This is a genomic window from Pseudomonas lini (assembly GCF_030812475.1).
Taxonomy (GTDB): Bacteria; Pseudomonadota; Gammaproteobacteria; order Pseudomonadales; family Pseudomonadaceae; genus Aquipseudomonas; species Aquipseudomonas lini_A.
Genome location: NZ_JAUSSR010000003.1, coordinates 434,611 through 447,245, shown reverse-complemented (window position 1 = coordinate 447,245; position 12,635 = coordinate 434,611). Strand labels below are relative to the sequence as shown.

The window sequence follows — 12,635 nt, the reverse complement described above, 5'->3', positions numbered from 1 at the left end:
ATGACTCAGATCGCCCGCATCAGCGACACCGGCAATGAACGCCGCCTGCAAGCCGAACGCCTGGTGGGCGCCGAGGCCTTGCAGGAAGCCCAGGCCTTGCGCTTCAACGTGTTCAGCGGCGAATTCAACGCCAGGCTCAAAGGCGCGGAGCTGGGACTGGACATGGATGACTATGATGTTCACTGCGCCCACATCGGCGTGCGTGACTTGAACAGCGGGCGCCTGGTGGCGACCACCCGCTTGCTCGATCACACGGCCGCCAGCTCGCTGGGCAAGTTCTACAGCGAAGAAGAATTCAGCCTGCATGGCCTGGTCCACTTGAAAGGCCCGATCCTGGAAATCGGCCGCACCTGCGTCGACCCGGCTTATCGCAACGGCGGCACCATCGCCGTGCTCTGGGGTGAACTGGCCGACGTGCTGAACCAGGGTGGCTACAGCTATTTGATGGGTTGCGCGAGCATCCCCATGCAGGACGGCGGCATCCAGGCCCACGCGATCATGCAGCGCCTGCGCGAACGTTACCTGTGCACCGAACACCTGCGGGCCGAACCGAAAAAACCGCTGCCGGCATTGGACATTCCGTCCAACGTCATCGCCGAAATGCCGCCGCTGCTCAAGGCCTATATGCGCCTGGGGGCGAAAATCTGCGGTGAGCCGTGCTGGGACGAAGACTTCCAGGTCGCCGACGTATTCATCCTGCTCAAGCGCGACGAACTCTGCCCGCGTTACGCCAGGCACTTCAAGGCGGCTGTGTGATGAGCCGGTTGCGGGTGTACGCGCGGATTGCGCGAGTGTTGGTGGTGGTAGCGCTGGGGTTGACCATGGCCGGCGTGTTCGGGCTGTTCGAACGCCTGGGGATCGCCCATTCGATGGTCCGCCGCCAGCGTTGGTCGCGGTTCTTCATGGCGCGCCTGGGCAATGCCCTGCCCTTTCGCGTGACCGTGCATGGGGAATTGCCGAAAGCGCCGATGCTCTGGGTCAGCAACCATGTGTCCTGGACCGACATCCCGCTGCTGGGCATGCTCACGCCGCTGTCGTTCCTGTCCAAGGCCGAAGTGCGCACCTGGCCCGTCGCGGGCTGGTTGGCGGCCAAGGCCGGCAGCCTGTTCATCCGTCGCGGGTCGGGCGACAGCCAGTTGATCCGCAAACAGATGACCCGCCATCTGGCGCAGGAACATCCGCTGCTGATGTTCCCGGAAGGCACCACCACCGATGGACGCTCGCTGCGCACCTTCCACGGTCGTTTACTGTCGGCGGCGATCGATTCCGAAGTGAAGCTGCAGCCGGTGGCGATTCGTTATCTGCGAGACGGTGAGCTGGACTCCCTGGCACCCTTCATTGGCGATGATGATTTGCTTTCGCACTTGATGCGTTTGTTTGCCAATGATCGGGGCGAGGTGGAGATTCATCTGCTCAAGCCGATCGCCTGCGAAGGTCGCGAGCGGGCCGCGCTGGCGTTTGAAGCGCAGCAGGCGGTGCAAAAGGCGTTGTTTGGGGAAGTGGCGAAACCAGCGGAGCCGCGGCGTACCGGCGAACTGATCGCGGCGTAACACCACCGTCCTGTAGGAGCTGGCTTGCCAGCGAAGGCGGTCTATCAGCCAATACATGTGTTGACTGACACGCCGCCTTCGCTGGCAAGCCAGCTCCTACAGGGGGGTTTAAGTCGCTGGGTGGTTCTGGGCGAAATCCTGAAGCTGTGGATAGAACAATCGAAAGTCATCGCTCAAAGGCTCATACAAACCCCGCAACTCCTGCATCGCCGCCGCCAGCTCCTCCGGCCGTGTCAGCCTCCGCGAAATCCCGCGCAACACCTGCTCCAACACCGCGAACTCCCGGTAAGACCCCAACCAGTCATTGGCCACCATGTGCGGCGCGATCCTCGCCAACCGCTCCGGTAATTGTGGCTCCGCCGACAGCACCCGATACACATCCGAGGTGAACCGCTCCAGCGGCTGGTCCGAGTAGAGCGTCCAGTCCCGCGCCAGGCAATGGTCGAAAAACACGTCGAGCACAATCCCGGCATAACGCCGACGCGTCATGGAAAACCGCGACAGGGAGATATCCACCAACGGATGGCGGTCGGTAAAGACGTCAATGCGTCGATGCAACTGGATGGCCGCCTCGATTTCCGGATCGAACTGCCCTTGCAGCCGTCCTTTGACGAAATCGCCGTACAGGCTGCCGAGCAATTGACCGGGACGCTGACCACCGAGGTGCAGATGTGCGAGATAATTCATGGACGCAGCTTAGCACTGCAGCTTTGTATCTGGACAACCCACGTATCGTTATAACCCGATATACCGATTTATACGGTCATCAGACCAAAATCATATTGGTGTATCGCGAAGTACCGATTTAAAGTTCGCCTCATCGCGATATAGCGTTTTACTCATCACGAGCCCAATCCCATGACCATCGACCTCGACGAAATAATAAAAGCGCTGGCACACCCAGTACGCCGAGACATCCTCATCTGGCTGAAAGATCCCAAGACACAGTTCCCGGAACAGCTGCACAACCACGAGTACGGCATTTGTGCCGGACAGATCGACCAACGCTGCGGCCTGTCGCAGTCGACCGTGTCCGCTCACTTGGCGACCTTGCAGCGTGCGGGGCTGATCAGCAGCCAGAAAGCCGGTCAATGGCACTTCTTCAAACGCAACGAGGACGTGATCCAGGCGTTCCTCGACGCCATCGTCAAGGAGCTCAGCGCTCCGACAAGGAACTGAACAATGCCCCTCTCGCTACTCATCCTGGCCCTTAGCGCCTTCGCCATCGGCACCACCGAGTTCGTCATCATGGGCTTGCTGCCCGATGTGGCGGCCGACCTTGGTGTGTCGATCCCCGGCGCCGGCTGGCTGGTGACCGGTTACGCCCTGGGCGTGGCCATCGGTGCGCCGTTCATGGCACTGGCCACCTCCCGGCTGCCACGCAAGGCCGCCCTGGTAGCGTTGATGGGCATCTTCATCGTTGGCAACCTGCTCTGTGCAGTGGCCAGTGACTACAACGTGCTGATGTTCGCCCGGGTGGTCACTGCCCTGTGTCACGGTGCGTTCTTCGGCATCGGTTCGGTGGTGGCGGCAGGCCTGGTGCCGGCGAACAAGCGCGCTTCGGCCGTGGCCTTGATGTTCACCGGCCTGACCCTGGCCAACGTGCTCGGCGTTCCACTGGGCACCGCGCTCGGTCAGGAAGCCGGCTGGCGCTCGACGTTCTGGGCCGTGACCGTGATCGGTGTGATTGCGCTGATCGGCTTGATCCGCTTCCTGCCGGCCAAGCGCGATGAAGAGAAGCTTGACATGCGCGCCGAACTGCGCGCGCTCAAGGGTGCCGGGATCTGGCTGTCCCTGAGCATGACGGCGTTGTTCGCGGCGTCCGTGTTCACCCTGTTCACCTATGTCGCCCCGCTGCTCGGCGATGTCACCGGCGTCTCGCCCAAAGGCGTGACCTGGACCCTGATGCTCATCGGCCTCGGCCTGACCGTCGGCAACATCATCGGCGGCAAGCTGGCGGACAAAAGCATGGCTGCCACGCTGATCGGCGTCTTCATCTCGATGGCGGTGATCTCTACGGTGCTGACCTGGACCAGCGTCGCGCTGATCCCCACCGAAATCACCCTGTTCCTCTGGGCGACCGCGTGCTTTGCCGCCGTACCCGCCCTGCAAGTGAATGTCGTGACCTACGGCAAGGCCGCACCGAACCTGGTGTCGACCCTGAACATCGGCGCTTTCAACATCGGCAACGCCCTCGGTGCCTGGGTCGGCGGCAGCGTCATTGCCCACGGCTTCGGCCTGACCAGCGTGCCTCTCGCGGCAGCCGCACTGGCGGTGCTCGCCCTGCTGGTGACCCTGATTACTTTCCGTCAGCGCGGCAATCCCGAACTGGCCCCTGCTACCTACTGATCAACTGATACCTCACGAGGGTTGTACTTTTATGACGACTATTTTCGATCCAATCAAACTGGGCGACCTCGAGTTGGCCAACCGCATCATCATGGCGCCGCTGACCCGCTGCCGCGCCGACGAAGGCCGGGTGCCGAACGCGCTGATGGCCGAATACTACGTGCAGCGCGCCTCGGCCGGCCTGATCCTCAGCGAGGCCACCTCGGTCACGCCGATGGGCGTCGGCTATCCGGACACCCCGGGCATCTGGTCCAACGACCAGGTACGTGGCTGGACCAACGTGACCAAAGCGATCCACGGCGCGGGCGGCAAGATCTTCCTGCAACTGTGGCACGTCGGCCGGGTTTCCCACCCGTCATACCTGAACGGCGAAGCGCCGGTCGCACCGAGCGCCATCCAGCCCAAGGGTCACGTCAGCCTGGTTCGTCCACTGGCCGACTACCCGACCCCGCGTGCCTTGGAAACCGCTGAAATCGCCGACATCGTCGACGCTTATCGCGTGGGTGCCGAAAATGCCAAGGCTGCCGGTTTCGACGGCGTGGAAATCCACGGCGCCAACGGTTACCTGCTCGACCAGTTCCTGCAGAGCAGCACCAACCAGCGTACCGATAACTACGGTGGCTCCCTGGAAAACCGGGCGCGCCTGTTGCTGGAAGTGACGGATGCCGCAATCGAAGTCTGGGGCGCCGGCCGCGTCGGTGTGCACCTGGCGCCGCGCGCCGACTCCCATGACATGGGCGATGACAACCTGGCCGAAACCTTCACCTACGTCGCTCGCGAACTGGGCAAGCGGGGTATCGCCTTCATCTGCTCACGGGAAAAAGAAGCCGGCGACAGCCTCGGCCCGCAACTCAAGGAAGCCTTCGGCGGCCCGTACATCGTCAACGAACGCTTCACCAAAGACAGTGCCAACGCCTGGCTGGCCAGCGGCAAGGCCGATGCGGTCGCCTTCGGTGTGCCGTTCATTGCCAATCCCGATTTGCCAGCACGCTTGAAGGCTGATGCGCCGTTGAACGAGGCCCGCCCTGAGTTGTTCTACGCCAAGGGGCCGGTGGGCTACATCGACTACCCGGTGATGTAAGCGCCAGTCTCTGCAATGCAAAAAGCCCCGACTCGAAAGAGCCGGGGCTTTTTTGTGATTATTCACGCAATCCCGGTGAACACTGACCTGTAGGAGCCGGCTTGCTGGCGATGATCGTTAACGATAACGCGTGCGATCTGGTTAAACGCGGCGCACTTGAGTCCATCGCCAGCAAGCCGGCTCCTACAGGGTCAGAGTTCGAGCACCATCTCATGCCACGCCATCCCGCCATGGTCGGAGGCGGAAGGCTTGATGTAGGCGAAGCCAAAACCCGCGTAGAGCGCAATATGCCGCTCCTTGCACATCAGGTGGATGCTGGCCTTGTTCAGTGCGCGCATCCGCTCGATGAACTCAGCCATCAAACGTTTTGCCAGGCCTTGCCCCTGGAAATCCGGATGCACCACCACCGACATGATGACCACATGGGAGCCGGCCGGGTCGTGGCCGATCAGTTCCTTGAACGCCTCGTCCGACATTTCCACCTGAAACGCCGCTCCGGAATTGATGAATCCGGCGACGACGCCATCCACTTCGGCCACGATGAACCCCTCGGGCCAGGTGGCGATGCGGGTCGCTATTTTCTCCCGGGTCGCGGCTTCGTCACCTTCGTAGGCAAGGATTTCGATGGCGTAGCAGCGATCCAGGTCAGCGGGGGTGACGTGGCGAATGGCGGTGTTCATGTCGGCTCGAATCAGCGGGGGAAAGACAGGGGATCATAAAGCAGCGTCAACTCGACATCGAGAGGCGAATCGCTGATCCGCCTCTCGATCCAGCCATTACGGCTTGAGCGGCAACCAGATTTCCAGCACGCCGGTGTTGAGCTTTGGGTTGAAGTCTTCGCTGTAGCGTTCGAACTCCGGGGCATCTGCCGCCTGATGGCCGGATTGCGGCAGCCAGGTTTTCCAGATGTACTGGAAGGTCTGGGGCAAGGTGTCCAGAGCGCCCTTGTGTTCGAACACCGCATAACGCTGAGGCAAAACCTCTACCCAGCGATATTTATCAGGCAGGTCGTCGAGCTTGCTGATTTCGACCCCGGCGATGTACTCGAAACCACCCTTGCCATCCGGATTGCAACAGATGCCGTAGGTCACTTCGCTTTTCTGGTTGGGAATTTTGCCGATCTCGGGAATGAATTTCTCCCAGAGCGCGGGGATCCCTTGCGTAGTGGACGAGGTAAATCGCCCGCCAAGCCCTGCAATGAGCAGGAACTGACCGTTTTCGAAGCGCGGCTCGGCCAGTTTGACCTCTGTGTTCTCATCCATGACTCGACTCCTGATACAAAAAAGTGGGTTCGGCTCGGAGTATAGAAGCCAAACCCGATTCGCCCAGTCAAAGCCCGTGTAGTGGCTCGACGGCACCTGCGCCAATGAACTCGTTATAACCCGATAGAATCACGTAGACCGCGAAATAGCAGAAGATCGCCGCGGATGCCAGGTACGAGTAACGCAGCAGTTTGTCGCCCAGCAACTTGCCACCATGGCTCGCGGCGAAGCACAGGCCGACGCACCAGAGCACTCCGGCGCACAGAAACCCACCGAGAAACAGCGCCGAACCGAGGACACCGCCACCGCCGGAACGCGCAATCAGCGTGCCGCCCACTGCCGCGAACCAGAGAATGGCGCTGGGTGACGACATGGCGAGGAATATTCCGCGGAAAAACTCCTTGCGGTGCGAGTTGTGCCCGACTTCGGCAGCCTCGGCCAGCAGTGTCTCGTGGTGAATCGCCGAATAGATCATCTTCGCCGCGAAATACACCAGCAACACCGAACCACCGATCCACAGCACCCAGCGCACAGTCTCGTATTGCAGCAAAACCGTCATGCCCGCCAATGCCAGCACCGCATAGATCAGGTCACCGACGCAGGTGCCCAACCCCAGGGCGAAGCCCTGGAAATAGCCCCGCTGCATCGCCAAAGTGATCATCGCGATATTGGCCACACCGATGTCCAGGCACAGCGAAAGGCTCAGCAAAAAGCCACTGGTAAATTCCATCAACCGATTTCCTTCGGACAAATTTGTTTACATAGACGCTGGACAGTGTGCCACAGCTGCCCGTACATTCCGCCACAGGCCACCGCAGTGGCCAGCGTCGCTCGGACGGTTCCGGGCGCTCACGTTATCCGAGGCAACAATGGCTAACCCAGGTTCGCCGCGCCGCTTTGCGCGCATAGATCGACTCCCCCCTTACGTATTCAACATCACTGCCGAGCTGAAGATGGCCGCCCGTCGTCGTGGCGAAGACATCATCGACTTCAGCATGGGCAACCCCGACGGCGCGACACCGCCGCACATTGTCGACAAACTCGTCACCGTCGCCCAGCGCGAAGACACCCACGGCTATTCCACGTCCAAGGGCATCCCGCGTCTGCGCCGGGCGATTTCCAACTGGTACAAGGATCGCTACGAGGTCGACATCGACCCGGAAAGCGAAGCCATCGTCACCATCGGTTCCAAGGAAGGCCTGGCGCACCTGATGCTGGCCACTCTCGACCAGGGCGATACCGTGCTGGTGCCGAACCCGAGTTACCCGATCCACATCTATGGTGCCGTGATTGCCGGTGCCCAGGTGCGCTCGGTGCCGCTGATCCCGGGCGTGGACTTTTTCGCCGAGCTGGAAAGCGCGATTCGCGGTTCGATCCCGAAACCGAAAATGATGATCCTCGGCTTCCCGTCCAACCCCACCGCCCAGTGCGTGGAGCTGGACTTCTTCGAGCGGGTGATCGCCCTCGCCAAGCAGTACGACGTGCTGGTGGTGCACGACCTGGCCTACGCCGACATCGTCTATGACGGCTGGAAAGCACCCTCGATCATGCAAGTGCCGGGCGCCAAGGACATCGCGGTGGAGTTTTTCACCCTGTCCAAGAGCTACAACATGGCCGGCTGGCGCATCGGCTTCATGGTCGGCAACGCCGAACTGGTCAACGCCCTGGCGCGGATCAAGAGCTACCACGACTACGGCACCTTCACCCCGCTGCAAGTCGCCGCCATCGCTGCACTGGAAGGCGATCAGCAGTGTGTCAAGGACATTGCCGAGCAATACCGCCAGCGGCGCAATGTACTGGTCAAGGGCCTGCATGAATTGGGCTGGATGGTGGAAAATCCTAAAGCCGCGATGTACGTCTGGGCCAAGATTCCCGAGGCCTATGCGCACCTGGGCTCGCTGGAATTCGCCAAGAAAATGCTCGCCGAGGCCAAGGTCTGCGTCTCGCCGGGTGTGGGATTCGGTGAATACGGGGATGATCACGTGCGCTTTGCGCTGATCGAAAACCAGGACCGGATTCGCCAGGCGATACGCGGGATTCGCGGTATGTTCCGGGCGGATGGGCTGATAAGTAAATCTAACGCCTGACACCGAACCCTGTAGGAGCTGGCTTGCCAGCGAAAGCGGCCTGACAGTCAACATCAATGTTGAATGTCAGGCCCTCTTCGCTGGCAAGTCGGATCGCCGCACCGCAGCTCATTGAGTTGCGGTGTTGCTTAGACGAACATCGACAACAGCAGGATAAAGCCCAAGCCCACCACCGACAGAATGGTTTCCATCGCCGTCCAGGTCTTGAAGGTTTCCGCCACGGTCATGTTGAAGTACTGCTTCACCAGCCAGAAACCCGCGTCGTTGACGTGGGACAGGATCAACGAACCGGCACCGGTGGCAAGTACCAACAGTTCACGGTTCACACCCGGCATCATCCCTACCACCGGCACCACGATGCCCGCGCCGGTGATGGTCGCCACGGTTGCCGAACCGGTCGCGATCCGGATCACCGCCGCCACCAGCCAAGCGAGCAGGATCGGCGAGATCTGCGCGTTCACGGCCATGTGGCCGATCACGTCACCCACGCCGCTGGTCACCAGCATCTGCTTGAAGCCACCCCCGGCACCGATGATCAAAATGATCGCGGCGGTCGGTGCGAGGCTGGCGTCGAGCAACTTCAGAATCTTGTTCGAACCCATGCCCTGACGGTGGCCGAAGGTGTACAGCGACAACAGCAATGCCAGCAACAGCGCCGAGATCGGGTGGCCGATCAGGTCCATGAAGGAGCGCGCGAAATTGCCTTCCGGCAGCACCACGTCGGCAAAGGTCTTGAGCAACATCAGGAACACCGGCAGCAGCACGGTGATCAACGTGATGCTGAAGCTCGGCAGTTCGGCCGAGTCCGGTTCGCGCGCCAGTTGATCCACCAGCTCCTGGTTAGGGTGGCCGGGGATGTACTTGGCAATGAATGTGCCGTAGATCGGGCCGGCGATGATCGCCGTCGGCAGCGCAACGATCAGGCCGTACAGAATGGTTTTACCTATGTCGGCACCGAACACGCCGATCGCCAGCAGTGGGCCCGGGTGTGGCGGAACCAGACCGTGCACGGCGGAAAGACCGGCCAGCAGCGGAATACCGATTTTGATGATCGACACCCCGGTGCGGCGGGCGACGATGAACACCAGCGGGATCAGCAGCACGAAGCCGATTTCGAAGAACAATGGAATGCCGACCAGGAAGGCGGCGAACATCATCGCCCACTGCACCTTGTCCTTGCCGAACGCCCGGATCAGGGTTTGGGCAATCTGATCCGCCCCGCCCGATTCGGCCATCATCTTGCCGAGCATGGTCCCCAGCGCCAGGATGATCCCGACGAAACCGAGCACCCCGCCGAAACCGTCCTGGAACGCCTTGATGATGGTGCCGAACGGCATGCCGGACGTCAGGCCGAGAAAGGCGGCGGCAATGATCAGGGCAATGAAGGGATGGAACTTGAACTTGGTGATCAGGACGATAAGCCCGATCACCGTGACCACTGCATCGAGCAGCAGGAACGTCTCGTGGGACATGCCAAACATTAGGGGTGTCTCCTGGTTGTTGTTGTTATTAAAGCGGGTAATTCGCGAGCCATCAGGACAGCGCTACCTTTGCAAGGCAAATTCATCCGGCGCGTTGCAGGCCATGAGCCTGCCACCAGTCATGGGCCTGCTTCGCCAATTGGTCGACGCTGTGGTTCGACGCGTCCAGAGCCAGGGTCAGGGGCTCGCCAACGGGTGATTCAAGGGTGGCGAACTGGCTGTCGATCAACGTTGACGGCATGAAGTGGCCCGGGCGATGGGAGACTCGATCAGCGGCGACTTCAGGGGTCAGTTCCAGGAACACGAAGCCCAGGCCCGGCAAGGCGCTGCGCAAACGTTCCCGGTAAATATGTTTGAGGGCCGAGCAGGTGAGCACCGGGCGTTCGCCCTTGGCATCAATGCGGCGCAGCTCGTCGCACAGGCTGTCGAGCCAGCCGGCACGGTCTTCGTCGTTCAGGGGAATACCTGCGCTCATCTTTTCGATATTGGCGGCAGGGTGAAAGGAGTCGCCTTCAATGGCGGTCGCGCCGCTGAGTTGGCACAAGGACTCGCTGACGCACGTCTTGCCGCAACCGGCAACGCCCATGATGACCAGGGCTCTGATGGGATGATTCATGTAACACCTCAGCGCGCAGACAGCGCTACCTTTGCTGGTTATGACACTGGAGCAAAAGCAGAAGTTGCCGACGCCTTCTTGTCATTTTTGTGGGTTGCAGCATGTTTGTCCCAATACCAAAGAGCCGAAATCAGGCAGACCCCGCTCACGCATTTGCAGCTGCATCGAGACAGCGCTACCTTAGTGCCTTGAATTTTGTTTGGCAAGCCGCCCGATGACCTCTCCTAAAAACGATAAAAATACCCGCACCACTGGCCGCCCTACCCTCAATGAAGTCGCACGCCTGGCCGGTGTCAGCCCGATCACCGCGTCCCGCGCCTTGCGCGGAGTCTCCACGGTGGCCACCGAACTGGTGGAAAAAGTCCAGAAAGCCGCCCTCGAGCTCAACTACGTGGTCAACCCCGCCGCCCGCGCGTTAGCCTCGGCCCAGAGCCATTCCGTGGTGGTTCTGGTGCCGTCGCTGTCGAACTTGCTGTTCATCGACACGCTGGAAGCCATTCATCAGGTTTTACGCCCGAAGGGCTTCGAAGTGCTGATCGGCAACTTCCACTACTCGCGCGATGAAGAAGAAAACCTGCTGCGCAATTACATGGCCTATCAACCTCGCGGCTTGCTGCTGACCGGTTTCGACCGCACCGAAAGTTCGCGGCGGATGATCGAGGCGAGCAACATTCCGTGCGTGTACATGATGGAACTGGACAGTGCCGCCGGGCTTAACTGCGTCGGTTTTTCGCAGCTCGCCGCCGGTGAGACGGCGGCGGAACATTTGCTCTCCCGCGGTCGCAAGCGCCTGGCGTACATCGGCGCGCAGCTGGACCAACGCACGTTGCTGCGCGGCGAAGGTTTCCGCAAAGCCCTGCAAAAAGCCGATTTGTATGACCCGGATCTTGAAGTGCTGACCCCGCGTGCCTCATCCGTCGGTTTGGGCGGTGAACTGTTCCTGCAACTGATGGCCAGTCACCCGGATGTCGATGCGATCTTCTTCGGCAACGACGACCTGGCCCAGGGCGCGCTCCTCGAAGCCATGCGTTGCGGGATCAGGATTCCGCAGCAGGTGGCAATCCTCGGCTTCAACGACCTGCCGGCCTCGGCTCACATGGTCCCGCGGCTGAGCAGCATCAGCACGCCGCGCGAAGCCATTGGCCGGCGTTCGGCGGAGTTGATGCTGACCTTGCTGGCTGGCAATGTGGTGGCCAAACCGGTGCAGGACATGGGGTTCGAATTGAAAGTGCGCGAGAGTACCTGACCGTTTCCGACTTGATGTCTCCCGTTGGCAGGCACACTATTAAATCCCCGAAGCCCTGATCCGCTAACGGAGTAGCCCATGGAACATGCACTGAAGATTCTCGGCAAAGCCTCGTCGATCAACGTCCGCAAGGTCCTGTGGACTTGCGAGGAGCTGGGCCTGTCCTACGAACGTGAGGATTGGGGCGGCGGTTATGCCTCGACTCACACGCCGGAGTTTCTCAGGCTCAATCCCAACGCGCTGGTGCCGGTGATCATCGATGAGGCCGGCGTGCTCTGGGAATCCAACACCATCTGCCGTTATCTGGCCAACAAACACCAGAACACCGACCTGCTACCGCACGAACCGGCGGCACGTGCCCGGGTGGAGCAGTGGATGGATTGGCAGGCCACCGAACTCAATGCGGCCTGGAGCTATGCGTTCACGGCGCTGGTGCGCAAGGATCCGGAGTTCCAGGACCCACATCACATCGCCGCTGGCGTGCGTGGCTGGAATCAGAAGATGGGCATCCTCGAGCATCAGCTCGCAGCCACCAAGGCCTATGTCGCCGGGCCTCGGTTCTCCCTGGCCGATATTGTCATCGGGCTATCGGTCAATCGCTGGCTGATAACGCCCATGGAGCGGCCAGACTACCCCGCTATCGACGAGTATTTTCAGCGGCTGGCACAACGTCCGGGGTTCTTGAAACACGGCTGCAATGGTCTGCCTTGAAGGGTCGGCAGCTCGCTCATTGAAAATGCCGTTTATTTGAGAAAAACGCGGCGCTGACCATGAACAACGCATACCGACTTTGGCGGGAAATCTTGCAGATTATTTGATTATTCATCGCGCCCCCTGTAGGCGCTGGCTTGTCGGATCGCCGCATCGCCGCGAAGAGGCCGACACGTTCAAACATCAATGCTGCCAGTTATGCCGTCTTCGCTGCGGTTCGGCGCTCCGACAAGCCAGCTCCTACAGGGGACA

General features: G+C 60.8%; 14 protein-coding genes. 8 read left to right on the top strand and 6 right to left on the bottom strand.

The genetic code is table 11. The features are described from left to right. Both olsB and J2W17_RS08465 read left to right on the top strand, forming a co-directional pair. Nucleotides 1–756, top strand: a complete 756-nt coding sequence (gene olsB / locus J2W17_RS08470; RefSeq protein WP_307332166.1) for an L-ornithine N(alpha)-acyltransferase — start codon at nucleotides 1–3, stop codon at nucleotides 754–756. Further along, nucleotides 756–1,550: a lysophospholipid acyltransferase family protein gene (locus tag J2W17_RS08465; protein ID WP_307332162.1), complete on the top strand. Its 795-nt coding sequence runs from the start codon at nucleotides 756–758 to the stop codon at nucleotides 1,548–1,550. The genes olsB and J2W17_RS08465 overlap by 1 nt, the downstream gene beginning before the upstream one ends. 108 nt (nucleotides 1,551–1,658) lie before the next feature. On the opposite strand, the gene J2W17_RS08460 is transcribed toward J2W17_RS08465, so the two are convergent. Then, nucleotides 1,659–2,237, bottom strand: a complete 579-nt coding sequence (locus J2W17_RS08460) for an acyl carrier protein phosphodiesterase (RefSeq protein ID WP_307332159.1) — start codon at nucleotides 2,235–2,237, stop codon at nucleotides 1,659–1,661. A 171-nt stretch (nucleotides 2,238–2,408) separates the two neighbouring features. On the opposite strand from J2W17_RS08460, the gene J2W17_RS08455 reads away from it, so the two are divergent. Genes J2W17_RS08455 through J2W17_RS08445 form a run of 3 tightly spaced genes read left to right on the top strand, consistent with a single transcriptional unit; the run spans nucleotide 2,409 to nucleotide 4,980 of the window. Then, entirely contained in the window at nucleotides 2,409–2,729 is a 321-nt protein-coding gene (locus tag J2W17_RS08455) for an ArsR/SmtB family transcription factor (RefSeq protein WP_074874210.1), read from the top strand. A gap of 3 nt (nucleotides 2,730–2,732) precedes the next feature. Continuing rightward, the gene (locus tag J2W17_RS08450; RefSeq protein WP_307332152.1) at nucleotides 2,733–3,899 is read left to right on the top strand and encodes an MFS transporter; all 1,167 of its coding nucleotides are present in this window, start codon (nucleotides 2,733–2,735) and stop codon (nucleotides 3,897–3,899) included. Between the two features lie 31 nt (nucleotides 3,900–3,930). After that, nucleotides 3,931–4,980, top strand: coding sequence for an alkene reductase (locus tag J2W17_RS08445; protein ID WP_307332151.1), 1,050 nt, complete (start codon nucleotides 3,931–3,933; stop codon nucleotides 4,978–4,980). Nucleotides 4,981–5,171: 191 nt separating this feature from the next. On the opposite strand, the gene J2W17_RS08440 is transcribed toward J2W17_RS08445, so the two are convergent. The 3 genes from J2W17_RS08440 to J2W17_RS08430 form a co-directional block, all read right to left on the bottom strand. Next, complete coding sequence (locus tag J2W17_RS08440) at nucleotides 5,172–5,660, bottom strand: GNAT family N-acetyltransferase (protein ID WP_307332148.1); 489 nt, start codon at nucleotides 5,658–5,660, stop codon at nucleotides 5,172–5,174. Nucleotides 5,661–5,756: 96 nt separating this feature from the next. Then, nucleotides 5,757–6,242, bottom strand: a complete 486-nt coding sequence (locus J2W17_RS08435; RefSeq protein WP_307332145.1) for a GyrI-like domain-containing protein — start codon at nucleotides 6,240–6,242, stop codon at nucleotides 5,757–5,759. A 67-nt stretch (nucleotides 6,243–6,309) separates the two neighbouring features. Then, nucleotides 6,310–6,972: a LysE family translocator gene (locus tag J2W17_RS08430; protein WP_307332142.1), complete on the bottom strand. Its 663-nt coding sequence runs from the start codon at nucleotides 6,970–6,972 to the stop codon at nucleotides 6,310–6,312. A gap of 139 nt (nucleotides 6,973–7,111) precedes the next feature. On the opposite strand from J2W17_RS08430, the gene alaC reads away from it, so the two are divergent. Next, nucleotides 7,112–8,329: an alanine transaminase gene (alaC, locus tag J2W17_RS08425; RefSeq protein WP_307332139.1), complete on the top strand. Its 1,218-nt coding sequence runs from the start codon at nucleotides 7,112–7,114 to the stop codon at nucleotides 8,327–8,329. A 128-nt stretch (nucleotides 8,330–8,457) separates the two neighbouring features. Here alaC and J2W17_RS08420 read toward each other — a convergent pair whose 3' ends face one another. Next, complete coding sequence (locus J2W17_RS08420; RefSeq protein WP_307332135.1) at nucleotides 8,458–9,810, bottom strand: GntP family permease; 1,353 nt, start codon at nucleotides 9,808–9,810, stop codon at nucleotides 8,458–8,460. Between the two features lie 82 nt (nucleotides 9,811–9,892). Next, a complete protein-coding gene (locus tag J2W17_RS08415) occupies nucleotides 9,893–10,426 on the bottom strand; it encodes a gluconokinase (protein ID WP_307332132.1) in 534 nt (177 codons plus the stop codon). A 214-nt stretch (nucleotides 10,427–10,640) separates the two neighbouring features. Between J2W17_RS08415 and J2W17_RS08410 the strand changes: the two genes are divergently transcribed. Together J2W17_RS08410 and J2W17_RS08405 are read left to right on the top strand one after the other, a co-directional pair. Beyond that, on the top strand, nucleotides 10,641–11,672 hold the full coding sequence (locus tag J2W17_RS08410) for a LacI family DNA-binding transcriptional regulator (RefSeq protein WP_307332129.1): 1,032 nt from the start codon (nucleotides 10,641–10,643) through the stop codon (nucleotides 11,670–11,672). Nucleotides 11,673–11,750: 78 nt separating this feature from the next. Continuing rightward, on the top strand, nucleotides 11,751–12,383 hold the full coding sequence (locus J2W17_RS08405) for a glutathione S-transferase family protein (protein ID WP_307332126.1): 633 nt from the start codon (nucleotides 11,751–11,753) through the stop codon (nucleotides 12,381–12,383). Nucleotides 12,384–12,635 lie beyond the last annotated feature (252 nt).

Excerpts from the sequence above, each read along its gene's own strand:
- olsB (WP_307332166.1), top strand. The coding sequence starts at position 1 with ATGACTCAGATCGCCCGCATCAGCGACACCGGCAATGAACGCCGCCTG.
- J2W17_RS08465 (WP_307332162.1), top strand. The coding sequence starts at position 756 with ATGAGCCGGTTGCGGGTGTACGCGCGGATTGCGCGAGTGTTGGTGGTG.
- J2W17_RS08460 (WP_307332159.1), bottom strand. The coding sequence starts at position 2,237 with ATGAATTATCTCGCACATCTGCACCTCGGTGGTCAGCGTCCCGGTCAA.
- J2W17_RS08455 (WP_074874210.1), top strand. The coding sequence starts at position 2,409 with ATGACCATCGACCTCGACGAAATAATAAAAGCGCTGGCACACCCAGTA.
- J2W17_RS08450 (WP_307332152.1), top strand. The coding sequence starts at position 2,733 with ATGCCCCTCTCGCTACTCATCCTGGCCCTTAGCGCCTTCGCCATCGGC.
- J2W17_RS08445 (WP_307332151.1), top strand. The coding sequence starts at position 3,931 with ATGACGACTATTTTCGATCCAATCAAACTGGGCGACCTCGAGTTGGCC.
- J2W17_RS08440 (WP_307332148.1), bottom strand. The coding sequence starts at position 5,660 with ATGAACACCGCCATTCGCCACGTCACCCCCGCTGACCTGGATCGCTGC.
- J2W17_RS08435 (WP_307332145.1), bottom strand. The coding sequence starts at position 6,242 with ATGGATGAGAACACAGAGGTCAAACTGGCCGAGCCGCGCTTCGAAAAC.
- J2W17_RS08430 (WP_307332142.1), bottom strand. The coding sequence starts at position 6,972 with ATGGAATTTACCAGTGGCTTTTTGCTGAGCCTTTCGCTGTGCCTGGAC.
- alaC (WP_307332139.1), top strand. The coding sequence starts at position 7,112 with ATGGCTAACCCAGGTTCGCCGCGCCGCTTTGCGCGCATAGATCGACTC.
- J2W17_RS08420 (WP_307332135.1), bottom strand. The coding sequence starts at position 9,810 with ATGTTTGGCATGTCCCACGAGACGTTCCTGCTGCTCGATGCAGTGGTC.
- J2W17_RS08415 (WP_307332132.1), bottom strand. The coding sequence starts at position 10,426 with ATGAATCATCCCATCAGAGCCCTGGTCATCATGGGCGTTGCCGGTTGC.
- J2W17_RS08410 (WP_307332129.1), top strand. The coding sequence starts at position 10,641 with ATGACCTCTCCTAAAAACGATAAAAATACCCGCACCACTGGCCGCCCT.
- J2W17_RS08405 (WP_307332126.1), top strand. The coding sequence starts at position 11,751 with ATGGAACATGCACTGAAGATTCTCGGCAAAGCCTCGTCGATCAACGTC.